Origin of the sequence: Marinobacter sp. SBS5, from assembly GCF_048285575.1 — a bacterium.
Lineage (GTDB): Bacteria > Pseudomonadota > Gammaproteobacteria > Pseudomonadales > Oleiphilaceae > Marinobacter.
Genome location: NZ_JBLWAZ010000003.1, coordinates 807942 through 831569, shown reverse-complemented (window position 1 = coordinate 831569; position 23628 = coordinate 807942). Strand labels below are relative to the sequence as shown.

Genomic DNA, 23628 nt, shown 5'->3' with positions numbered 1-23628 from the left:
ATGCCGCCGTGTGATGATCAAAGCTATGAATCATTCTTAAATGATGAGGATAGCGATGACAGGGCAGAATAAAGTCTATTTGGATGATGCAAACGCCTGCGTAGATCAAGTGATAGAACGCGTAGGAAAAAAAATAACTCTTGGTTTGCCATTGGGGCTAGGAAAGCCCGTTCGCTTTGTGAACGCCCTCTACCAAAGAGCAAAAGAAGACCCCGAAATCAGCCTGCATATTGTGACGGCGTTATCCCTACTCGCACCCAAGGGCAATTCGTCATTGGAGCGGCGGTTTATGGAGCCATTTGTTAAGCGGCTTTATGGCGCCATCCCCGAACTCATCTACGCTCGGGATGTGAGCACGAATAAACTTCCCGATAACGTGCGGGTTTCAGAGTTTTTTTTCAAAGCGGGCAGCTACCTCAATAATAAGAGCCAACAGCGCAACTATATCTGCACCAACTACACCCATGCTGTTCGGGATCTGATGGCGCAGGGTGTTAATGTGGTGGGGCAGCTGATGGCGCCAGGCGAGCCTCATGGTCAGCCTGGCAAGATGAGTTTCAGCTGCAACCCGGATCTCTCCCTCGATATTCTACCGTTATTGCGACAGCTAGAGGCTGATGGCACGCCGGTGGCCATGGTCGCTGAACAGAACCCTAAGCTACCTTGGTTTGGTCGTCAGGCTGTGGTGGACGACAGCCAATTCGACATTATTCTATCGGGCCGTTCAACAGACTACCCCTTATTCTCCGCGCCACAGATGGCGGTTAGCCCTGCCGATCATATGATTGGTTTTTACGCCAGTTGCCTGCTCAAGGATGGCGGCACCTTGCAGGTTGGGATTGGTTCTTTGGGGGTGGCTCTGGTTAACAGTACGATTGCCCGCCACAAGCACAACGCTGCCTGGAAATCCGTGTATCAGCATGCCCGCGTGGAAGAACGATTCCCGATAGTGCGTGATTATGGCGGTACCGAGCCTTTTGAACAGGGCCTGTATGGCTGCAGTGAGATGATGGTCGATGGCTTTTTATACCTGATTCAGGAAGGAATACTGAAACGTGAAGTCTTCGAGCACGCGGGCCTTCAGAACCTGATTAACGAAGGCGAAATCTCGGAAACACCTTCGCTGAAAACCTTGGATGTGCTTCGCAGCGAAGGGCTGATTGATTCACCCCTGCGGAGCCGGGATCTGCAATGGCTGATTGACCACGGCATTGTTCGAAGCACCGTTGAGCTGAAGGGAGGCCGCTTACGGCTGAACGAAACCACATCCGTTGAGGCGGACCTTGATAACGCCAAAACCCGTGAGGGGCTGCAGGCGATAGGGCTGGGTGAGAAGCTGGCAGGTGGGGTGGTCATGCATGGAGGCTTCTACGTCGGTCCCGAAAAGTTCTATCAGGAACTGAGAGATCTGACTGAAGAGCAGCGTGATAAAATCTGCATGACCAGCGTTAATTTCATTAACCATTTGTACGATCACCGGTACGGCGACCAGAAACTAAAAGCGGCCCAGAGGGTGCATGGCCGGTTTATCAACTCCGCAATGATGTATACGTTGAATGGCGCGGCAGTTTCTGACGGATTGGCCGATAGCCGTGTGGTCAGTGGTGTGGGCGGTCAATATAATTTTGTTTCCATGGCCCATGAGTTACCGGGAGGTCGATCTATTCTCGCCCTTAGGGCTTCTCGCATAGCCGGTGGTAGAGCGGTTTCGAACATCGTATTTAACTACGCGCATTGCACGATTCCTCGGCACCTTCGCGACATTGTGATTACCGAGTACGGGATTGCGGACCTCCGAGGTAAGTCTGATGAGGAGGTTTTCTTGGGCCTGATACGGATAGCCGACTCTCGCTTCCAGGCAGAGTTGCTTAAAAAAGCGCAGGCAGCCGGTAAAGCCCCCCGCGATTTTAAATTGCCGAAGGATTGGACGAACAACACTCCCGAGGAGGTGCGAGACACCTTGAGTATGGCGGGCGAAGGAGATTGGTTCCCTGCATTCCCGTTTGGTCGGGACTTTACCGATGACGAGCTGAAGTTGGGGAAAGCCCTTAAGTCGCTTAAGGCCGCAACCGCGACGCCCCGTGGTAAACTCTCGACCCTTTGGCAGGCCATGCGCGTTCACGATGATGGTCGTTACCATGCGCTGCTCGAACGTATGGGGCTGAATCAGCCAGCAGGCTTTCGGGAAAAACTTGATCGAAAGCTGGTTATGCACGGCCTCCAACAACTTGAACCCGCGACAGACACAGGAAGCGTGAAAAGCTAATGCAAGCAGATACGCAGCAAACCAAACCGGAAGTTTACACTGTTCATTACATACTGAAGAACCAAATCGGCGAGCTGGTAGATACCTCCGAGGGTAGTGAGCCGCTGCACTTTTTGATGGGTAGCCCGGATGTTATAGAAGGCATTCAGGCAGCAGTAAAAGGTCGCTCGCCTGGGGATTGTCTGGAAGTCACCGTACCTCCTGAAATGGCCTACGGAGAGCATCGGGAAGATCTGGTGCGGACCGTGCCGCGATCGTTGTTTGAGGGTGTCGAAAAGCTAGACGTCGGGATGAAGTTTCAGACTAATTCGGGTGATCAAGCGCAGATTGTTCAAGTGGTCAGCATTGATGGCAACTTGGTAAAAGTGGATGCCAACCACCCTTTGGCTGGTTTTACGCTATATTTTGATTTAGAAATCGTCGGCCGCCGTGAAGCGACAGAGGATGAAATCGCGCAGGGGCGTCCTTTGATGTGATAAGCAGTTAGTGCAATAAACTCTGTGTGGCTCTGTAATTTGAGGTATGTCACAGATTGTAACGATATGTTGTGGCGCGTGCGGTTTTGAATGCGATGTATAAATTGCTGTAACCGTAGGTTGCCTGTATTGTTGTACGTATAACCTTAAAATCAAAGATAATAATCAGAGATGGACGGCGTGGAACATACAAACGAGAGTTGGCGAATCCTGATCGTTGAAGATGATGAGCGGCTGGCGGATCTCACCCGCGAGTACTTGGAGAGTAACGGCCTTACCGTATCTTTGGAAACTCACGGTGGCGCTGCCGTTGAACGGATTCGCAAAGAGCAGCCGGATTTGGTGGTGCTCGATCTCATGTTGCCAGGTGAAGATGGTTTGTCGATTTGTCGACGAGTGCGGCCCGACTATTCCGGACCGATCATCATGTTGACCGCCAGAACCGATGACCTGGATCAGGTGTTGGGGCTGGAAATGGGTGCCGATGACTACATTGGCAAGCCTGTTCAGCCTCGTGTTTTGCTGGCGAGAATTCGTGCGATGTTACGTCGGACGGAGACAAACCAGGCGTCCAGCCAGGAAGCCAATGCCGAAGAGGCCGTTCGGCTCCAGTTCAATGACCTGATTGTTGATCGTTCCATGCGGGAAGCATGGTTGAGCGATGATAGTATTGATCTTACCAGTGCCGAGTTTGATTTGCTGTGGCTGCTTGCCAGCAACGCCGGGCGGGTTTTGAGCAGGGAAGAGATCTTTACTGCGCTTCGAGGCATTGAGTACGACGGTCAGGACCGCTCAATTGATGTGCGAGTGTCTCGCATTCGGCCCAAAATTGGTGATGACCCCATTCATCCGAGGCGTATCAAAACGGTTCGGAGCAAAGGTTACCTCTTCGTGAAAGAAGCCTGACCGTCCGTTTGGCGCGGCGCTTGTCGAGCGTCGTGCCAATAACCGGGTTGCGCCCATGTCGCTGAAATTTCTCCTCAAAGCTTATGCTCAGGTTGTCACTGTCGCCGCTCTCGTGGTGTTGGTGTGTGTCATTCTGTTTAACGGGCTAAACAATGTACGCGCTCAGAACTGGCATGAGCGCTCAATGCAGCCACTTATGGAATGGTTGGCTGCGGTGCCAAATCCCACCGATCAGTACCACTGGATGCCCTCCTTATTCGGTTTGAAAGTTGGCGATAGCCGTGACTTTCAGTTGGCGCCAGTGACCAGTGAACGACTGAGCTACGGTCAGGTGGTGGCAGAGCCCTCCGGTGAAGGCTTCGTGTTTTACGTGGCTGCTGAGTCGGGTGGCGTGGTCAGCTTGAATCTGGAGCAGCCCTATCGAGATCTTGCTCGAGCTACCGCATTGATTGTGCGCTGGCATTTGGACGCAGTTCCTGTAGAGGCTCGAGCTGAAGCATCCCGACATCTTGCGCAAACGCTTGGCGTCCACATCAGCCCTTTACAAAATCAAGCGGATTTGCCTGAGCAGACGGTGCTTGATCGGCTGAGCTCGTCGGGTATGGCCTTGCTCCGCAGGGACGGCCGGCTCGTTGGGGTTGTGCGTTTGTCGGAAGGCGATTTGATTGCCGTAAACATGCCCGAGGCATTTAATGCGTGGGGGTGGCCGATCGTCATGTTGCTGGTGCTATTGGTTGGAGGTGTGTTGACGTTAGGCCTGTTCTTGGCGCTTCGTTTCGTGGACAGGCATTTGCGGAAAGTTGAATCGGTTGCACTTCGGATTGCCCGCGGTGAGATGGGCGCGCGGGTGGAGTCACAGGATGGCACTTTGGTGTCACGCTTGGGCTCTGCATTCAACGGCATGGCAGAGCACATCCAGCGATTGGTTCAGGTGCAGCGGGAGATGATTCATGCGGTGTCTCACGAGCTCAGAACACCCGTCGCCCGGATTCGGTTTGGGGTTCAGATGATTGAATCTGCCACTTCGCCAGAAGCGCTTCAAAAACAGATGACAGGTATCGACGGTGACATCCAGGAGCTTGATGAGCTCATTGATGAAATACTCACCTACGCTCGCTTGGAGCAAGGTGGGCCTGTGTTCACCCTGCGTGATGACTCAGTGACGGAAATTGTGGAGCAGGTTGTTGCCGAGCAACGAATCATTCGGGAAGGCGTAGACATTGAGTGCCGCATTGACGACGGAGAGGGGTGTTGGTCCCAGTCTGACGTTGAGCCTCGGTACATTCATCGCGCCGTACAAAATTTGGTAGGCAACGCCGCACGCTATGCGGAAGGGCGGGTGTTGGTGGTGTGTCATCTGGACGAAGAGAACTGCCGAATTGACGTTGAGGATGACGGCCAGGGTATTCCAGAGTCGGACTGGGAAAAGGTGTTTACAGCCTTTGCGCGACTGGATGACAGCCGAACCCGAACGTCAGGTGGTTACGGGTTGGGCTTATCAATCGTGCGACGCATTTTGTATTGGCATGGCGGTCAAGCCTTTGTCGGTCGCAGCGAGCAGCTTGGCGGCGCTAAATTCAGTCTGGTATGGCCAAGACGAAAGCCCGAACAGTCTGTTTTGTGACGCATGTCTCACGCCCTCACCGGATGTAACAAACCACTACAGAACCGCTACTGAACGGGCGCGCAGATTGGTTAATACTTCTCGTCGTAAGGGATGACTTTAGAGGTTGTAGTTCTTACGAACTTTCCTTGTTTCATTCGTCATTTTGGGGCTGGTTTTTACCAGCCCTTTTTTTGCCTGAATTTCGGCCTGTCTGTGAGCTCTAAGCCGTTCGTTCAAAAGCGATCAGGTGATCCGCTTCGACACGAACAGGGACCTGCTCGCCCAAGTTGAAGTCCAGGTGGCTTCTGAATAATGCCTCAAACTCGGTGTCTTCCGAGCAACGGAAGCGATAGAGCGTTGAGGTGCCTGCGAAGGTTTTTTCTACCACTTTAGGTCTCAGCTCAGAGTCTGCGTCGTGCACGATGTCGTCGGGCCGAATCAGAATATCCACCAAAGTGCCTTCTTTCCAGTTGTAAGCACGATTGCCGTGAATGACCCCAAGCTCTGACTCAATGGCATCCGGTCCGAGTACCTTGCCGGGGATAAAGCCCCCTTGGCCCACAAAACTGGCGACAAAGCGGTTTGCGGGTTCATGGTACAGGTTGAAGGGGACATCCCACTGCTGAATACGTCCGTCACGAAGAACCGCGACCTGGTCGCACATGGCAAAGGCTTCTTGCTGGTCGTGGGTGACCAGGATGGCGCTGATGCCAAGGGTTTTCAGAATTTCGCGTACGTCCAGGCTCAGGCGTCTACGGAGGTCGGTATCCAGGTTGGAGAAGGGTTCGTCCAGCAGGATCAGTGTTGGTTCGGGCGCCAAAGCGCGGGCCAAGGCCACTCGCTGTTGCTGTCCGCCGGACAGCTCGTGTGGGAAATTGTTGGCCAGATCCTGCAGGTGCACCAAGTTGAGTAATTCAGTGACTTTCTGTTGGCGCTCACTTTTGCTCAGGGACTTCAGTCCGAAACCGACGTTGTCTGCGATGCTCAGGTGGGGGAAGAGTGCGTAGTCTTGAAATACCATGCCGATTTTGCGCTTTTCGGGCGGTACCGAGCGGCCGGGCTGGCTGATCACCTGTGATTGCAGGCTGATCTCGCCCTGACTGATCGGAAGAAACCCGGCAAGCGCCCTCAGTATGGTGCTTTTGCCGCAGCCACTCGGGCCAAGAAGGCAGCCGATATCGCCGTGGCTAAGGGCGAAGTTGATGTTCTTAACCACGGCCTCGCCGCCATAACCCACAGACAGGTTGTTGACGTTTAGAAGCCAGTCAGATGGCTGCACCTTGGGTTCTGGCATGGATCAGTCCAAGCGGTTGAGAATAAGGAATTCAAGCAGTGCTTTCTGAGCGTGCAGACGGTTTTCAGCTTCGTGCCAAACCACCGAGCTTGCGTGTTCCATCATGTCGGCGGAAACTTCCTCTCCGCGATGGGCCGGCAAGCAGTGCATGAACAAAGCGTCTTTGTCGGCCAAAGCCATCAGTTCGGGGTTGATCTGATAGTTTCGGAACGCTTCCTCACGGGCTTTTTGCTCGTCTTCTTGCCCCATGGAGGCCCAGACATCGGTGACCAGCAAGTTCGAGCCGCGAGCCGCTTCCTGTGGCTCTCTGAAGATCGTAACGCGGTCTTTATGTGCTTCAAGCAGCGTTTGGTCGGGCTCGTACCCATCCGGGCACGCCACGTTCAAATGGAAGTCGAATTTTTCGGCAGCATTGATGTACGAGTGGCACATGTTGTTGCCGTCGCCAATCCAGGTAACGGTGGCGCCTTGGATGCTGCCGCGATGTTCACGGTAAGTCTGCATGTCGGCTAGCAGCTGACAGGGATGGAAGTCATCGGTCAGCGCGTTGATGACCGGTTTGCTCGACGCCGATGCGAAGGTTTGTACGGTGTCGTGCGCAAAGGTTCGGATCATAACCGCATCAACCATGCTGGAAATCACGATGGCAGAGTCTTCAATCGGTTCGCCGCGCCCGAGTTGCGTGTCTCGAGGGGAAAGGAACATGGCTGTGCCGCCCAGCTGGGTCATGCCTGCCTCGAAGGAAACTCTTGTGCGAGTCGATGACTTTTCGAAAATCATGGCCAGCACGCGGTTTTTCAGGGAGTCCCTGACTTTGCCTTCACGCCATTCCTTGCGGAGCCGTGAAGCATGGTCCAGCAACTGTTCCAGTTCGCTGGTTGTCATGTCGTTGAGTGTCAGAAAATGTCTTACTGCCATGAATGGCCCCTGTTTCAAGGAAACTGCGGTAAGGTTTGCGTTTTGAAAAGGGAATCAAGTCTAGCCCTTCATTCCCGTTAAAACAACGCTCGCGCACCGGCGCTTGTTCTGGGTCAAAGGCCTTGGCTTGGTGCGGCCTTGGTCAGCCGTGTACAATGGTCGGATATGCCGGCAGCCGGTACCCCAGATTTCAACCAGAGGTATGTGTTCATGGATATCAATGAAACCATCAAAAGCCAGTTAGAAGAGAACCCGGTCATTTTGTACATGAAGGGTAACCCGCAAGCCCCTCAGTGTGGTTTCTCCGCCCGTACGGTCCAGGCTCTGATGGCGTGTGGAGAGCGTTTCGCATTCGTGAATATCCTTGAAAATCAGGAGCTCCGCGAGGCGTTAAAGGTTTATTCCAGCTGGCCAACTTATCCTCAGCTGTACATCGGCGGCGAGTTGGTCGGTGGCTGCGATATCGTTCTTGAAATGTCCGAGAGCGGTGAGCTTGAGAAAATGGTAAAAGAAGCGGTGAAGTCGGCTGAGGCCTAATTTATCGTGACGACCGCTTTGGTGTGAACACAAGCTTCACGTCGAAGCGGTCAGATGTCTCCCCGTTCGGTTTCGGGTAAGGGCTGGCCGATAGTGCTGCCCGATGTGCTGCCCGATCAATGTTGTCCATTCCTGTTGATTCTTTGATCCGAGCTCGGGTAAGTGCGCCGTTGGGCAGTATCCTCAGTTCGAGTGTCATCTCCTTGCTTCTGTCCAGTTGCGCCAACGCCGGCACTCTCAGCTTTTCCAATTCTTTCGCCAAATGTACCGCTAGCTTGATCAGGTAGGGGTCTTGCTCAGTTGGAGACTTGGTGATTCTCTGTATCTGCTCTGGTTTCTCAGATTCAACCGTCTCCTTCGGAGCGGAATGTGCGGAAGCTGTAACGGCAGGGCTCGGCGGTTGCAAGACGGTCGGTTGCTGGCGAGCCTCTTGTCGTTGCGGTGTGCTGGTAGGTTTGGTTTGTTCGACCGTGGTCGATGCCTGGGAGTTTCGTGTTGTCACTGATGGTTTCGGTGGCTCAACACTGAATGCAGAGTGCCTGAGAGGTTCTTGCGAACTGGGCGCGGAAGTAGATGGAGTGCTGGCGTGAGAGCTTGTGCTGCTCAACGTGAAAACAAGGCGATGGCTAAGATCTGCCGCCTCCAGCATTGGAGAGGGGATCCCGGCAAGAAGGATGACGTGAGACATTAAGGCAATAGAAACCGCCAAGCCGATCCGGTAAGAGTCCGGAACGGACTTGGCTGGGCCAGAATCAGGCTGCAACATACGTACGATCAGGCGGTTTTTGCGCGCAAGCTACCCACAACGGCATTCAAAGCCCGATCGATTAAAGCGCCCTGCTCCAGCATGGTCAGGCGTCCGCGGCGTAATTCGTGCGCCAGCTCAACCCGGTTTTTTTCGATTACCTTCAGCCCCATGCGGTTAACAAAAACGAAGCAGTCTGCTTCTTCGATAATCGCAGAGAGTTTGCACCGGAAGCTTGCGCCATTGACCAGGCGGAATTCGACCCAATTGCCGATCTCCAGTTGGTCAATTTTGATGACAAATTCCGATACGGCAGCATCTTCAAGCTCTTGCTGTCGCTGGATTGCAGTCTGGGTTTCGGGCGACTGAACTTCTTCTTCAGTGACAGATTCGTCTTTGCGCGCCTCAATAGTGGCATTGGTCCGGAACGCTTCGGCCAGCTGGTGTTTTAGCTGCGCCATCATGTCATCTAGCTTTGTGGCGTTGTATGAGACTTCTTCAAGGCCGCTTCTGAGGGTTCTCAAGAGTCTTGGTACTACGCGTACCCACTGATCCCGCTCTTCGTCTTCCTCGTGAGGATGGAGGCACCAGATCAGGTCGTCGACCACTTTCACGGTTTCCTGCCACCGGTGTTCAGAATCGTCACGGAGATAAGCAAGGAACATCACCCGGCTCCAGCCATTGATGAGAATCTCATGAATGGACTCTGGCAGTTTATAGCGGGACAGTTTTTCCTTAAGAATTTTGTCGACGGCTTCCTGGGCTTTCTGAGATTTGATACGGCCTCGCTCAGATTCGCGGGTCCGTTGTTCGACCAGATTAGACTTCCGGTTTTCCCGCTCCAGAAACTGCTCAAAATCGCTGTTCAACGTTTCAAACAGCGTCACGTTGCCGTCGAACTCGTTCAGAATTCGTTGGACCACGTTGTGAATCTGTCCGTAGAGCTTGTCTCGAGCTTTTTCATCGCTGCTGCTCCAACCGATACCTGCCTTTGCAAGCGAGTTCAGTAACTTGCGTGCAGGGTGGTTGGATTTGCTGAAGAAGTTTTTGTCTTTGATGACGACTTTCAGAATCGGAATCTGAAGGCGGCTGATCAGCACCTGAACCGGTGCAGAGAGGTTGTAATCGTCCAGAATAAACTCAAAGAGCATCGAGACCAGGTTAATAAGGTCTTCGTCGACTTCGTTCAGGGCTGGTTTGCGGCCATCCTGGGTTTGAGTTTGCGTCAGCAGTTGCTGCACTACCTCGCGCAAATCCACGATAACCGGTTCGCCAGAGCTCAGGTCACCGAAGTCTTGTGCGGTTGGCTGGGTGGGAATAGAGCTAAGCAAGTTGGCCAGTTCGCGGCCTCCAATTACGTGCAGCGTCGGGTCGGAGCTTCGGGGCATGGTGCCCGCGTTATGCCTTTGTTGGCTGAGCATCTCGCGTATTTGCTCAAACACCGCGCTGCCTTCGCGATCTGCTTCGGGGTTGCTGTCAGGGGGTTCTGTCTGTGTTTGCGCGGACTCACCGCTTGCTGGCTTCGCTTTTGAAGCGTGGCTTTTGCCATGATAACGGAAGTTGGGAATGATGCCGGCCTGGATCAATATTCGATTGGCTTCATCCAGCAACATGCCCAGATTCGATACAACGTATCGATCGAATTGTTTCAGGAGGATAAGGCGTTCACGGATTTGTATGTCCAGAGCCTGAATGGCTTCAGTAAAAGCGCTGCACAAGTGCTCCGGAGCCATCGGGTTGACCGGGTGGTCGTCGCTGGCAGAGGGGTAAACCTGTGTGAATCGCGCCTGCAGTTGAAGAAGGGCCCCCTGAAAGTGGGTTTTAGCCTTGCTGATCATGGCATTCAGAGCGACCTGTTCTTCCAGGTCGTCATTGCCTAACAGTGTGAGGCTGGATGCATCTGCCGGCGCCGGTGCATCGTTTTCTTGCTGAGCGCCCGCATGAGGTGGTGTGGTAAAAAATTGCGAAACGGCGTCTTGAAAGTGGCGCTCCACGCCTTTGCGTTTGATGCGGATTTCGCGCATCGCTTCAAAATAGCGGTTCTGTTCGTTGTTGCTTCGGGCGTTGTTGGCGAGTTCAAAGAGAGAATCGTCCACGGCATCAAAAGCGCCTTGCAGCAGATCTCCCAATCCGGCAACAACGGTATTGCGTATGCGAGTCACCTCAGACGGCACAGGGTCACGGCTAGCGGCCTCTCTGTGCTCACGAAGGTAATGTATACCGGACTGCTTGTTCATGGCCAACTCCTGTCTACGCCTTAACCGGATACATGACCGAGCTATTTCCACGTTATCGTTTTTCTTAAATTTAGCGCACTTTTTGCACAAAGAACACAAATAAACCGAAAGCTGGGATCTGGGTCAAGGTTCTGGACGAGGCCGTTGCTATTTTTCTGTTACTCGATTTTGTGTACAGGCCTCGCCCGGTGGCGTTTGGCAGTCTGTCTCGGGTGCACGATCGCCGCTTTGACGACGTTATCTTTAATTTGGAGTACTTCTACCCGATGCCCTTCAACTTTAAGGCATACGTTTGTGTCCGGGATGTTTTCCAGTCGCTCGGTAATAAGTCCGTTGAGCGTCTTGGGGCCATCGGTTGATAGTTTCCAGTCGAGCGTTTTGTTGATGGTTCGTACGGAGGTGCTGCCATCAATAATGTACGTGCCATCGTCTTGGGGAATGATGTCGGGTGAGGTCGAGGCATAGTCGGTGGTGAATTCGCCAACGATCTCTTCCAGTATGTCTTCCAGAGTGGCTAATCCGAGTACTTCGCCGTACTCATCAACAACCATCCCGAACCGGCGCTTAAAGCTCTGAAAGTTGAGCAGTTGCGTGTTCAGTGGTGTGCTTTCCGGAATGAAGTAGGGCTCTTGGCAAAGTTGCCGGATCATGTCTTTGTTGATGTCGTCTTCGTGCAGCAGTTTGGCAACGCTTCGCAGGTGCAGAATGCCCTGAATGTCGTTTATATCACCTTCAAAGACTGGCAGGCGAGTGTGCTGGCTGTTGCGCAGGTGCCTGATGATGTCGTCAATGTCATCTTCTAGGTCGATGCCGACGACATCGTTGCGGGGCACCATGATGTCGGTGACGGTCACTTTTTCGAGGTCCAGAATGCCGACCAGCATGTCTTTGTGTTTGGCGGGGATCAGGGCTCCGGCTTCGTTAACGACGGTGCGCAACTCCTCACGGCTAAGATGGTCTTCGTTCGCTTGAGCTGACGAGATGCCAATCAAGCGAAGGATGCCGGTGGTGAAAAGGTTGACCGACCAAACCAGCGGGTAGAGAAGTTTGAGTAGCGGCGCGAGCACATGGCTGGCCGGGAAGGCGATTTTCTCCGGGAACAGTGCCGCCAAGGTCTTGGGTGTGACTTCCGCAAAAATAAGAATGACGATGGTCAATAATATTGTAGCGATGGCGATGCCTGCGTCGCCCCATACGCGAATGGCGATAACTGTAGCGATGGACGACGCGAGGATGTTGACGAAGTTGTTGCCAATCAGGATGACGCCGATCAGTTGATCGGTTCTGTTCAGCAGTCTCTGGGCGCGTTTGGCACCTTTGTGGCCGGTATTCGCCATATGCTTAAGGCGATAGCGGTTAAGTGACATCATCCCGGTTTCGGAGCTTGAGAAGAAGGCGGAGAGGATGATTAAACCGACAAGGAGAATGAACAGCGCGGTAAGCGATGTCTCGTTCAAGAGGGGAGCCCTTCTATGGATGACAAGTTGCGAAAATAAGGTGTCAAAGCTTGCGCTGTCAAGCGTTGCTGCGGGACACGGTCAAACGTTACCGAAACAGGAGTTCGAGCACGAACTTGCTGCCGTAAAAGGCAATCATCAGCAGTGCGCAGCCTGCCAGTGTCCACCGGCTTGCGGTGAGGCCTCGCCAGCCTTTGGTGTAACGGCCAACGAGGAGGCTTGCAAACACCAATAATGATAGGAGTGAAAAGACGGTTTTGTGGGCCAGATCTTGCGCGAACAGGTCTTCAATAAAGACTGCGCCGGTCACAATGGCCAGAACCAGCAAGACAACGCCCGCCCAGACCATCTCGAAGAGAAGAGATTCCATCGTTTGCAGTGGCGGGAGGTTGCGAATCAGGCGGCTGTTGTAGTTGTGTTTCAGTTGCCGGTTTTGGATATAAAGCAGGACCGCCTGGATGGCTGCGAGTGTGAACAGGCTGTATGCGGTGACCGATAAAGCAACATGAGAAAGCATTCCATAGCTCTGCTCAGACACCAGTCGGGATTCGGTATGGACGACGAGGGCCATCACAATGGTGGCGGCTGCGATCGGGTAGGCGCCCAGAAACAGGCTGCCGACCGGTTTGGTCAGGTTAAGGCCGAGCAGCAGAAAGACGATAAGCCAAGAGATCAGGACTGAGCTTTTGAAAAAACTGAGATCGAAACCGCCGTCCAAATGTACGGTTTGGGCGATGAGCAGGCCGTGCCCGGTCAGGGAGAGGATGCCGATGAGCGTGGTAACGGCAAGGCTGGTTTCGACTTTGCCTCTGAAGTGGAGTGCTTGCAGGGCAGTTCCAACGCTGTACAAAAAAAGTGCGGTAACCGCGATAATCAGCGTTCCCATGACGTCCTTTATATGCTGGTCTAAGGGTTAAAGCGGCCTCGGAGTTGTTCTGAGGCTCCCAAGTCTGGGTATAATGTCGCGATTATGCAACAGGAATCAAGCGGCCCGGGCTGGCTTCTTGATTTGTGTGGACAATTTCTCCGGGGTACGGAAGAGCAACATGTTTGAGAATCTCCAGGACCGGCTATCCGGTAGCTTGCGCAAGATCTCTGGTCAGGCGCGCCTCACCGACGACAACATCAAAGATACGCTGCGTGAAGTGCGCATGGCGCTGCTCGAAGCCGATGTGGCGTTGCCGGTGGTCAAAGACTTTGTCGAGAGTGTGCGCAAGCGTGCAATCGGCCAGGAAGTACAGCGGAGCCTGACGCCGGGGCAGGTGTTCGTCAAAGTTGTTCAGCAAGAGCTTGAGCGGGTTATGGGTGAGGGCAACGAATCCCTCAATCTGTCTACCCGTCCGCCTGCGGTCATTATGATGGCTGGTCTTCAAGGTGCGGGTAAGACCACAACGGTTGCCAAGCTCTCTCGCTTCCTTAAAGAGCGTCAGAAAAAATCTGTCATGGTCGTGAGTGCGGACGTGTATCGTCCTGCGGCGATCCAGCAGCTGGAAACTCTTGCCTCCGAAGTTGGGGTTGAGTTCTTCCCGAGTAGCGTAGACCAGGATCCAGTTGATATTGCTAACGGTGCCATTGATGCCGCGCGCCGTAAGCACGTGGATGTCGTAATCCTCGATACCGCGGGCCGTTTGCATATCGATGAGCAGATGATGGGCGAGATTGGCCGCTTGCATAAGGCGGTCGAGCCTATCGAAACTCTGTTCGTGGTTGACTCTATGACGGGTCAGGATGCGGCAAATACAGCGAAAGCGTTTAACGATGCGTTGCCTCTGACTGGTGTGGTGCTTACCAAAACCGATGGTGATGCTCGCGGTGGTGCGGCGCTCTCCGTTCGTCATATTACTGGCAAGCCAATCAAGTTCCTGGGTGTTGGCGAGAAAACGGATGCTCTTGAGCCGTTTCACCCAGAGCGGGTAGCTTCGCGCATTCTTGGGATGGGCGATGTGTTGTCGCTTATCGAGGAGGCTGAGCGCAAGCTTGACAAGAAGAAAGCTGAAAAGCTGACCAAGAAGATCAAGAAGGGTAAAGGTTTTGATCTGGAGGATTTTCGCGACCAGCTTCAGCAGATGAAGAATATGGGTGGCATTGGGGGGCTTCTGGACAAGTTGCCGGGCATGGGGCAAATGGCTCAGATGGCCCAGCAGCAGGTCAATGACAAGTCGGTAGGGCAGATGGAGGCTATTATTTGCTCCATGACCCCGAAGGAGCGTCGTTATCCGGATGTGATCAACAACTCGCGCAAGCGTCGTATCGCTGCGGGCTCCGGTACCCAGATACAGGATGTGAATCGTCTGCTCAAGCAACACAAGCAGATGGCGAAGATGATGAAAAAGTTTGGCAAGAAAGGCGGAATGGCCAACATGATGCGCGGTCTAGGTGGTATGATGCCACCTGGCGGCGGCGGCGGCGGAATGCCTCCGTTTGGCCGTATGTAAAAAGCCTTACATATAAAATGGGGAAACCAAGCGTTTCCCTATTTTCATTGGCGCTTTTTTCGCATAGAATAGCGCCCCTTTCGAGTATGGGTCTTCTCGTCGGCTGCTTTCAGTCTGATGAGAATCGTACAAAGTTCGTACAACAGAACAGGATATTGGTCGAAATGGTAACAATCCGTTTGGCTCGTGGCGGCTCTAAGAAGCGCCCGTTCTACCATCTGACAGTCACTGACAGCCGTAATTCTCGCGACGGCCGTTTCATTGAGCGTGTTGGTTTCTTTAACCCGGTTGCCCGCGGTCAGGAAGAGCGTCTGCGTGTAAACCGTGAGCGCGTTGATTACTGGGTGGGCCAAGGCGCTCAGACCAGCGATCGCGTTGCGCAGTTGCTTAAGACTGCCGAGTAATTGCAGTTTAATATCGAGGTTTGACAGGCATGACACAGAATTCGCAGGAAACTGTGATCGGCCGGGTAACCTCGGTGTTTGGGGTCAAGGGTTGGCTTAAGGTCTTCTCTGATACCGATCCCAAAGAAGGGATACTGAACTACCGTGACTGGACTCTGGTTCTGGACGGCAAGCGTATCCCTGCAAAGCTTGAAGAAGGTCGCCGCCAAGGGCCGGGGATCGTCGTCAAGCTGAAAGGACTTGATGATCGTGAATTGGCCCGGACGTACGCAGGGGCTGAGATCAGGGTTCCGACTGAAGAGCTGCCAGAACTGCCCGCTGGGGAGTACTACTGGTTTCAGTTGGAAGGGCTTGATGTCTTCACGGTTGAGGATGAGTGCCTGGGTAAGGTGCATCATCTGCTGGAAACGGGCGCCAACGATGTGTTGGTTGTGCGTGCTACAGCGGGTTCCATTGATCAGCGCGAGCGACTTATCCCGTATCTGCCGGATCAGGTAGTTATGAGTGTGGATCTGAGTGGTTCGCGTATGGTGGTCGATTGGGATCCGGAGTTCTGACGAGTGTGGATTGGCGCAGTCAGTCTGTTTCCGGACATGTTTTCTTCGGTGACGGATTACGGAATTACCGGTAGGGCTGTTCGAGAAGGTCTTTTGACGTTCAAGAGCTGGAACCCTCGGGATTTTACGCATGATCGTCACCGTACTGTTGATGACCGACCCTATGGCGGTGGTCCGGGAATGCTGATGAAAATTCAGCCGCTCCGGGATGCCATTCATGAGGCGCGGGCATCGGCACCCGGCAAGGCCTGTGTGGTCTATCTTTCTCCGCAGGGTGAAAGGCTGGATCAGTCGGTAGTCGAGTCTCTCGCTGCCGAAAAGCAGCTGATTCTCGTTGCCGGTCGTTACGAGGGCGTTGATGAACGTCTGATATCGGCGGAAGTCGACCGGGAAGTGTCACTGGGTGACTTTGTGCTCTCAGGTGGCGAACTGGCGGCGATGGCTGTGATTGATGCGGTAACACGCCTCATCCCCGGAGCGCTGGGTCATGCGCAGTCAGCAGAGCAAGATTCCTTTGCTGATGGTTTGCTGGATTGTCCGCACTACACCCGGCCCGAGGTATACGAAGGTCAGGCGGTGCCGGAAGTTCTTTTGGGCGGTCACCATGAACAGATCCGGCGTTGGCGGTTGAAAGAATCGTTGAGGCGAACACGGGAGCGACGCCCCGACCTGCTTGAAGAGCGGGTGTTTACGGAAGAAGAGCGTCAGCTACTGGGTGAAATTTTGAACGAACCGGGTGCCTCTGAATCATCAGGGCATTGAAAGATTAGGTATCAGGAGCATTACGATGAGCGGCAAGAACAACATCATCAGTCAACTTGAAGCAGAACAGATGACCAAGGAACTCCCAGCATTTGCGCCGGGCGACACCGTGGTTGTTCAGGTTCGCGTTAAAGAAGGTAGCCGTGAGCGTCTGCAGGCGTTCGAAGGTGTGGTTATCGGTAAGCGCAACCGTGGCATGAACTCTTCCTTCACTGTTCGTAAGATTTCTTACGGCGTGGGCGTTGAGCGTACTTTCCAGACTTACTCCTCACTGGTAGACAGCGTGAGCGTGAAGCGTCGTGGTGACGTACGTCAGGCCAAGCTTTACTACCTGCGCGACCTGTCTGGTAAGGCGGCTCGTATCAAGGAAAAGCTGGGCTGATATCGGTTCGACCGATCAGTGCAGAAAAAAGCAGCCCCAGCGGCTGCTTTTTTTGTGCTTAAATTTCGGTAGTGAGGTAACCGTGGGGGTGCTTTTGCTTAGAGCTGAAGATGAATCGCTGATTGCCAGATTTTCTGATGCCATCTGGCTTGAGGATGGGTTGGGTGAGAAAACCCGAATGGCCTATGCCAGTGATTTGTCGGGGTTGTCTGTGTGGCTCCAGCAACAGCCCGGGTCGCCGGGCTTGAGATCGGCGTCGCGCACCGACTTATTGGCCTGGATGTCTCGGGGGATGGCTGACGGCTTGAAAGCAAGCACCGCAGCACGACGCCTTTCGGGCATAAGGCGCTTTTACCGCTATTTGTTGCGAGAAGGGCTGATTGCTGAAGACCCGACCTTGCGAATAGACAGTCCGCGGTTGCCCAGGCGGCTGCCGGATACCTTAACTGAGAGCGAAGTGGAGCGGCTGTTGGCAGAGCCTGATCCAGAGTTGCCGCTGGAGTTGCGTGATCGTGCCATGCTCGAGATTTTGTATGGTTGCGGTTTGCGTGTGACGGAGCTGACTGGTCTGAGTGTGGATCAGGTGAATCTTCGCCAGGGTGTGGTTCGTGTGAGTGGCAAGGGTGGTAAAGAACGATTGGTGCCGCTGGGGGAAGAGGCCATTGATTGGTTGCTTCGCTATATGAGAGAGGCTCGGGGAGAGCTTTTAAAGGGCAAGAGCAGTGATGCCCTTTTCCCCGGTAATCGCGCCAGTGCGATGACCCGGCAGACGTTTTGGCACCGTATCAAGCTCTATGCTTCCCGAGCTGGAATTCAGAAGCATTTGTCCCCCCATACCCTTCGACACGCGTTTGCGACGCACTTGCTCAATCATGGCGCTGATTTGCGGGTGGTGCAGATGCTGCTTGGTCATTCAGACCTTTCAACCACCCAGATTTATACTCACGTCGCCCGGCAGCGATTGCAGGATCTTCATCAGGCACACCATCCTAGAGGTTGATCTGTTATGGTGTGGCATTGAACTTTTGCTCACGCTCTGTGTCGCACTCAGGCAAGAAGGCGGTTTATTGTTTGTGCCTGCCTGTGAGAGGGGCTTGAGTCCCGAATTCCTTAAACAACAAGGTAAGTGTTAACTCATGAAGCTGAAAATTTTGGCCGCAATTGCTGGTCTGATGGTGTCGTTGGTTTCTGCGCCAGTGGTGAGTGCAGGTGAGATCGAAGAAACGATTACTGAGCGGTTGTCACAGGCGGTACCGGGCTTGCGGATAATGTCTGTGCGTGCATCAGAGGCGCCGGGACTTTACGAAGTGCAGAGCAGTAATGGCGACACCATTTACACCACGGAAGATGGCGTATACTTGCTGACTGGCGATATGTTGAAAGTTACCGATAACGGTATTGCCAACGTGACGGAAGAAGCACGCGCTCAGGTGCGCCAGCGGCAGATGGCGGATTTTGGCGACGATGGGGTGATTTCTTACCCGGCTAAAGGTAAGCAGAAAGCCGTTATTGATGTGTTTACCGATATTGATTGTCCTTACTGCAGAAAACTGCACGATGAAGTCCCACAGCTAAACAAATACGGTATTACTGTTAATTACTATGCCTTCCCTCGTTCCGGCCCCAATACACCCTCGTTCCTGAAGTACGAGTCGGTATGGTGTTCTGATGATCAGCAGGCCGCTATGGATGCCGCCAAGGGGGGCAGGTCGGTAGCGAGCAAAACTTGCGAGAACCCGGTCGGTGATCAATATCAGTTGGGCGGCAAGGTTGGGGTAACCGGTACCCCGGCGATTGTTCTTGAGGACGGCAATATGATTCGAGGCTATGTCCCGGCCCGCAATCTGGCGGAAGGTCTCGGTCTGCTTTAAGTTTTACCGGCTCTCGTTTGAGGGTCGCCTCCCCACTGTTTGAAACGTAACCGATTCAGGGCTTATTCAGGAGCGCCTGAATCGGTATACTATGCCCCCTATTGCAATCCATTAGCACCCCGAGCGGGATCAGAGGTGAGAGCTTGAAAGACGTTAATGTCGGAATTTGCGGATTAGGAACCGTCGGCGGCGGTACATTCAATGTCCTGACTCGCAACGCGGCGATTATTTCCGGCCGTGTCGGCTGCAACATCCGAATTGCCCGAGTGGCTAGCCGGAAGCGCCGGGACGATCTTGACCTAGGTGATATTCCGTTCAGCACCGACATTTTTGATGTGGTGAATGACTCTGCCGTTGATGTCGTCGTTGAACTCATTGGTGGCTACGACGTTGCCAGAGAACTGGTGCTGACAGCGATCGCCAATGGCAAGCATGTGGTCACCGCTAACAAAGCCCTGATTGCCGTTCACGGTAACGAAATCTTTGAGGCCGCAGAGAAAGCGGGTGTTGTGGTGGCTTACGAAGCCGGTGTAGCCGGTGGCATCCCGGTTATCAAAGCCGTTCGTGAAGGTTTGGCGGCAAACCGCATCGACACCATCGCCGGAATCATCAACGGCACCGGTAACTTCATTCTGACCGAGATGCGTGCAGGCCGTCCGTTTGACGAAGTGTTGAAAGAGGCGCAGGCACTGGGTTATGCGGAAGCCGACCCGACGTTCGACGTTGAAGGCATTGATGCGGCACACAAGCTCACGATTTTGGCATCGTCCGGTATCGGTGTTCCGTTGCAGTTCGAAAAAGCCTACACAGAAGGTATTTCATCGTTGACCCCGAGCGATATTGCTCACGCTGAGTTGCTGGGTTATCGGGTTAAGCATTTGGGTATTGCCCGCCGTCGTGATGAAGGTATTGAATTGCGTGTTCACCCAACGCTGGTGCCGAAAACCCATCTGATTGCTCAGGTTGATGGCGTGTTGAATGCTGTGATGGTAGATGGCGATGCCGTAGGACAAACCATGTATTACGGCCCTGGCGCCGGTGACGAAGCTACGGCTTCTGCGGTGATTGCCGATATCGTTGACGTTGCCCGAGCGGTTGCGAGTGACAGCCGGCAGAAAGTGCCGTATCTGGGCTTTACTCCAGATGCGCTGGAAGACTTGCCCGTGTTGCCGATGGAAGAGATTCAATCCGCATACTACTTGCGCATTCAGGCGTTTGACCGTCCAGGTGTATTGGCCAAGATCGCATCGATTCTGAGTGAGCATGGCATCAACATCGAATCGATCATGCAGAAAGAATCCGAGTTTGAGGACGGCCGTATTCCGGTCATTATCCTGACTCATACGGTGCAGGAGCGTCAGATGAATCTGGCGATTGAAGAAATGGAATCGCTGGTCGACGTAGACGGCTCCGTTGTCCGCATCCGCGCAGAAAATTTTAACTAACAGGTACGCACGTGAGATACATCAGCACACGGGGCGAAGCACCCGCTTTAGGCTTTGAAGACGTTCTTCTGACTGGATTGGCGACCGACGGTGGTCTCTATGTACCGGAGTCACTGCCGCATTTCAGTCTGGAAGAAATTCGCAGCTGGCGGGGCCTGCCCTACGCGGAGTTGGCCTTTAACGTCATGTACCCGTTTGTGGAAGACGCCATCCCGGCCGACGACTTCCGCAAAATGTTGGAAGAGATCTACAGCGGCTTTGCCCATCAGTCAGTAGCACCGCTGGTGCAACTCGACAGCAATGAATGGGTGATGGAACTGTTCCGCGGCCCTACGCTGGCATTCAAGGACTTCGCGCTGCAATTGCTCGGACGTTTGCTCGACTATGTGCTTGAAAAGCGGAAGCAGCATGTGGTGATTATGGGGGCGACCTCAGGTGACACCGGTTCAGCAGCCATCGAAGGCTGTCGCCGCTGTGAACACGTGGATATCTTCATTTTGCACCCGTATCAGCGCGTATCTGAAGTTCAGCGCCGCCAGATGACGACGGTGCAGGGCGATAACATCCACAATATCGCTGTGAAGGGTAACTTTGACGATTGCCAGCGCATGGTCAAAGAAAGCTTTGGTGACCAGTCGTTTCTAGGCGGTAAAACTCAGTTGGCGGCGGTAAACTCCATCAACTGGGCGCGGATCATGGCCCAGATCGTTTACTACTTCCAGGCGTCATTGGCCCTGGGCGGTCCTGATCGCAGCATGGCATTCTCAGTGCCCACCGGTAACTTCGGTGACATCTTTGCCGGTTACCTCGCGAAAAAGATGGGCTTGCCGATCAGCCAGCTGGTGATCGCCACCAACCGTAACGATATCCTGCATCGCTTCATGAGCGGCAACCGGTATGAGCAGCAGCAGCTTGAGCATACCTTGTCGCCGAGCATGGACATCATGGTGTCCAGTAACTTCGAGCGCCTGTTGTTTGATCTGCACGGTCGTGATGGCGCAGCGGTAAAAGATTTGCTGGAAAATGCCGCGAAAGGTCCGGTCAGTATTGAAGACTATCGTTGGAAGGCTGCCCGTAAGCTGTTCGACAGCGATGCGGTAGATGATAAGACGACTTGCGATACCATCCGTGAAATCTACGAGCAGAACGAATACCTGCTGGATCCGCATACTGCCATTGGTGTGCGTGCGGCCCGCAACTGCCGCCGCGACGCCAGTGTCCCAATGATCACTCTGGGCACGGCTCATCCGGCTAAGTTCCCGGATGCCATTGTGGAATCCGGATTGTCTGTGAAGCCGCAGTTGCCGCCTCACATGGCAGATCTGTTTGAGCGGGAAGAGCGCTACACCGTGCTGGAGAATAATCTGGCCGAAGTGCAGGGCTTTTTGTCCAAGCACTGGAAAAATGCCTGATCCGGCATGACTCCTAAAAAGATCCTGCGTCGCCCCCAGCCGGCTGATAGTTCGGACTGGGGGCAAAGCCTGCCTCCCATCCTTCGTCGGCTATACGCCGCCCGAGGGGTTCACTCCGACGATCAACTCCAGTACACCCTGAAACACTTGGCGTCCCCAATGCAGTTGCGGGGCATAGACAGAGCTGTTGAGTTACTGGCTGACGCTGTGGTTCAGAAGCAGCGCGTCATGATTCTGGGTGATTTCGACGCAGACGGAGCCACCAGTACCGCGGTTGCGATGCTTGGCTTGTCTATGTTGGGCGTACCATCGGTCGACTTCCGAGTGCCAAGCCGATTCTCTGATGGCTACGGCCTAACGCCGGGCATTATTCACCGGTTGCAGGAAGAAGGTGAGCTGCCCGACCTCTTAGTGACGGTTGATAACGGAATCTCCGCCATCGAAGGCGTGCGTGCAGCCCGTGATCTTGGGATCAAGGTGGTTGTTACCGATCACCACCTGGCAGCAGAAGAGCTGCCAGATGCAGATGCCATCGTAAATCCCAATCAGCCCGGCTGCCCGTTCTTGAGCAAGAACGCCGCTGGTGTGGGGGTCATGTTCTACGTGCTGACCGCGTTACGGAAGCACCTGCGCGATCGCAACCTGCTGCCAAATCCCGAGCCCAATCTCGGTACCTTGCTGGACTTGGTAGCCTTGGGCACGGTGGCCGACGTCGTGCCGCTGGATCATAACAACCGGATTTTTGTAGAGCAGGGCATACGCCGCATCCGCAAAGGCGAGGCGCGCCCTGGCATACTAGCGCTGTTAAAAGTGGCTGGCCGGGACCACACTGAAATCAGCTCCACCGATCTTGGCTTTGTCGTTGGCCCCCGGCTAAATGCCGCCGGCCGCTTGGATGATATGAGCATCGGCATTGCTTGCCTGCTCGCGGATAGCCCGGATGAAGCCTTGCGGCTGGCGGAGGAGCTGGACAGCTTCAACCGTGAACGTCGCACCATCGAAAAAGACATGAAGAACCAAGCCCAAGACCTGCTCGCTTCCATGTCGTTGGATATCGACGGTTTGCCTTGGGGCTTGGCTCTGTTTGATTCGGATTGGCACCAAGGCGTGATCGGCATTCTTGCCGCCAGAATCCGCGAACAAACTCATCGCCCGACGATTGCGTTTGCACCGGACGACGACGGCGTTAGCCTCAAAGGCTCGGCCCGTTCCATTCCGGGCTTGCACATCCGCGATGCCCTTGCGGTCGTGGATGCGAAATCACCGGGCTTGATGAAAAAATACGGCGGCCACGCCATGGCAGCCGGCATGACCATTGCCCGCGGCGATCTGGAAGCATTCAGTAAAGCCTTCGACGAGGCGGTGAGAGATACGCTGAAACCGGAAGATCTGGAAGCGGCCATCGTAACCGACGGCTCATTGGCACCCGCAGAACTGAACCTCGATACCGCCTACCTGATAAAACGCAGCGGCCCTTGGGGGCAACACTTCCCCGAGCCACTGTTCGACGGTGAATTCAACGTCGTCAGCCAGCGCATCGTGGGAGAGAACCACCTGAAACTGGTGCTGCAGCCTGCAGAGGGCGGCGGCATTATCGACGCCATCGCCTTTAACACCGGCCCTGAAGTTCCGGACTACACCCGTTCGGGTGCCCGGGTGGTCTACAAACCGGATGCCAACACCTTCCGTGGGCGGACCAACTTGCAGTTGATGGTGGATTATCTCGAACCGTTATAGTTCGGTGGGGCCTAAGCCCAGGGCGGCAAGCCCGTTGATACGCTTCTGGTGTTGAATACCCGAACAGTGACCGGTGCAGGCTAGGTGGTGGCTCTTCCGGGAGTATCGAAAACAGGGATGTTTTCGCTAAGCGTACAGGGATGTATTCACCGCGTCTCCCGGAAGAGCCGCCGCCTAGTCT

General features: G+C 54.2%; 21 protein-coding genes. 15 read left to right on the top strand and 6 right to left on the bottom strand.

Going from position 1 to position 23628, the window contains the following annotated elements:
- Window positions 1-55 precede the first annotated feature (55 nt).
- From ACNQ6O_RS10855 to ACNQ6O_RS10840, 4 genes are all read left to right on the top strand, one after another.
- The gene (locus tag ACNQ6O_RS10855; RefSeq protein WP_418053229.1) at window positions 56-2266 is read left to right on the top strand and encodes an acetyl-CoA hydrolase/transferase C-terminal domain-containing protein; all 2211 of its coding nucleotides are present in this window, start codon (window positions 56-58) and stop codon (window positions 2264-2266) included.
- The gene (locus tag ACNQ6O_RS10850) at window positions 2266-2742 is read left to right on the top strand and encodes an FKBP-type peptidyl-prolyl cis-trans isomerase (protein ID WP_418053228.1); all 477 of its coding nucleotides are present in this window, start codon (window positions 2266-2268) and stop codon (window positions 2740-2742) included. The genes ACNQ6O_RS10855 and ACNQ6O_RS10850 overlap by 1 nt, the downstream gene beginning before the upstream one ends.
- Window positions 2743-2913: 171 nt before the next feature.
- Window positions 2914-3648 (top strand): response regulator, encoded by a 735-nt coding sequence (locus ACNQ6O_RS10845; protein WP_418053227.1) that lies wholly within the window; start codon window positions 2914-2916, stop codon window positions 3646-3648.
- Window positions 3649-3703: 55 nt separating this feature from the next.
- Entirely contained in the window at window positions 3704-5272 is a 1569-nt protein-coding gene (locus ACNQ6O_RS10840; RefSeq protein ID WP_418053226.1) for an ATP-binding protein, read from the top strand.
- 202 nt (window positions 5273-5474) lie between these two features.
- On the opposite strand, the gene ACNQ6O_RS10835 is transcribed toward ACNQ6O_RS10840, so the two are convergent.
- Both ACNQ6O_RS10835 and argF read right to left on the bottom strand, forming a co-directional pair.
- Window positions 5475-6548, bottom strand: coding sequence for an ABC transporter ATP-binding protein (locus ACNQ6O_RS10835; RefSeq protein WP_418053225.1), 1074 nt, complete (start codon window positions 6546-6548; stop codon window positions 5475-5477).
- 3 nt (window positions 6549-6551) lie between these two features.
- Entirely contained in the window at window positions 6552-7466 is a 915-nt protein-coding gene (gene argF, locus ACNQ6O_RS10830; protein ID WP_418053224.1) for an ornithine carbamoyltransferase, read from the bottom strand.
- A gap of 210 nt (window positions 7467-7676) precedes the next feature.
- Here argF and grxD point away from each other — a divergent pair, with 210 nt between their 5' ends.
- Window positions 7677-8003, top strand: a complete 327-nt coding sequence (gene grxD / locus ACNQ6O_RS10825; protein WP_418053223.1) for a Grx4 family monothiol glutaredoxin — start codon at window positions 7677-7679, stop codon at window positions 8001-8003.
- 1 nt (window position 8004) lies between these two features.
- Here the strand turns inward: grxD and ACNQ6O_RS10820 are convergent, their stop codons facing one another.
- From ACNQ6O_RS10820 to ACNQ6O_RS10805, 4 genes are all read right to left on the bottom strand, one after another.
- Complete coding sequence (locus tag ACNQ6O_RS10820; protein ID WP_418053222.1) at window positions 8005-8505, bottom strand: TonB family protein; 501 nt, start codon at window positions 8503-8505, stop codon at window positions 8005-8007.
- Between the two features lie 272 nt (window positions 8506-8777).
- Entirely contained in the window at window positions 8778-10985 is a 2208-nt protein-coding gene (locus tag ACNQ6O_RS10815) for a DUF1631 domain-containing protein (RefSeq protein WP_418053221.1), read from the bottom strand.
- A gap of 158 nt (window positions 10986-11143) precedes the next feature.
- Window positions 11144-12442 (bottom strand): HlyC/CorC family transporter, encoded by a 1299-nt coding sequence (locus tag ACNQ6O_RS10810; RefSeq protein WP_418053220.1) that lies wholly within the window; start codon window positions 12440-12442, stop codon window positions 11144-11146.
- An 88-nt stretch (window positions 12443-12530) separates the two neighbouring features.
- On the bottom strand, window positions 12531-13328 hold the full coding sequence (locus tag ACNQ6O_RS10805) for a cytochrome C assembly family protein (protein WP_418053219.1): 798 nt from the start codon (window positions 13326-13328) through the stop codon (window positions 12531-12533).
- A gap of 160 nt (window positions 13329-13488) precedes the next feature.
- Here ACNQ6O_RS10805 and ffh point away from each other — a divergent pair, with 160 nt between their 5' ends.
- The 10 genes from ffh (at window position 13489) to recJ (ending at window position 23447) form a co-directional block, all read left to right on the top strand.
- The gene (ffh, locus tag ACNQ6O_RS10800; RefSeq protein ID WP_418053218.1) at window positions 13489-14877 is read left to right on the top strand and encodes a signal recognition particle protein; all 1389 of its coding nucleotides are present in this window, start codon (window positions 13489-13491) and stop codon (window positions 14875-14877) included.
- 164 nt (window positions 14878-15041) lie between these two features.
- Window positions 15042-15281, top strand: a complete 240-nt coding sequence (gene rpsP / locus ACNQ6O_RS10795; RefSeq protein ID WP_114333030.1) for a 30S ribosomal protein S16 — start codon at window positions 15042-15044, stop codon at window positions 15279-15281.
- A gap of 29 nt (window positions 15282-15310) precedes the next feature.
- Entirely contained in the window at window positions 15311-15838 is a 528-nt protein-coding gene (rimM, locus tag ACNQ6O_RS10790) for a ribosome maturation factor RimM (RefSeq protein WP_418053217.1), read from the top strand.
- Window positions 15839-15841: 3 nt separating this feature from the next.
- On the top strand, window positions 15842-16600 hold the full coding sequence (gene trmD / locus ACNQ6O_RS10785) for a tRNA (guanosine(37)-N1)-methyltransferase TrmD (RefSeq protein WP_114333032.1): 759 nt from the start codon (window positions 15842-15844) through the stop codon (window positions 16598-16600).
- A gap of 25 nt (window positions 16601-16625) precedes the next feature.
- Window positions 16626-16982, top strand: a complete 357-nt coding sequence (rplS, locus tag ACNQ6O_RS10780) for a 50S ribosomal protein L19 (protein WP_114333033.1) — start codon at window positions 16626-16628, stop codon at window positions 16980-16982.
- A 94-nt stretch (window positions 16983-17076) separates the two neighbouring features.
- The gene (gene xerD, locus ACNQ6O_RS10775; protein ID WP_418053216.1) at window positions 17077-17982 is read left to right on the top strand and encodes a site-specific tyrosine recombinase XerD; all 906 of its coding nucleotides are present in this window, start codon (window positions 17077-17079) and stop codon (window positions 17980-17982) included.
- Between the two features lie 136 nt (window positions 17983-18118).
- Entirely contained in the window at window positions 18119-18853 is a 735-nt protein-coding gene (locus ACNQ6O_RS10770) for a DsbC family protein (protein WP_418053215.1), read from the top strand.
- Between the two features lie 143 nt (window positions 18854-18996).
- Window positions 18997-20298, top strand: a complete 1302-nt coding sequence (locus tag ACNQ6O_RS10765) for a homoserine dehydrogenase (protein ID WP_418053214.1) — start codon at window positions 18997-18999, stop codon at window positions 20296-20298.
- 11 nt (window positions 20299-20309) lie between these two features.
- Complete coding sequence (gene thrC, locus ACNQ6O_RS10760; protein WP_418053213.1) at window positions 20310-21710, top strand: threonine synthase; 1401 nt, start codon at window positions 20310-20312, stop codon at window positions 21708-21710.
- Between the two features lie 6 nt (window positions 21711-21716).
- Window positions 21717-23447: a single-stranded-DNA-specific exonuclease RecJ gene (gene recJ / locus ACNQ6O_RS10755; RefSeq protein WP_418053212.1), complete on the top strand. Its 1731-nt coding sequence runs from the start codon at window positions 21717-21719 to the stop codon at window positions 23445-23447.
- Window positions 23448-23628: the final 181 nt, after the last annotated feature.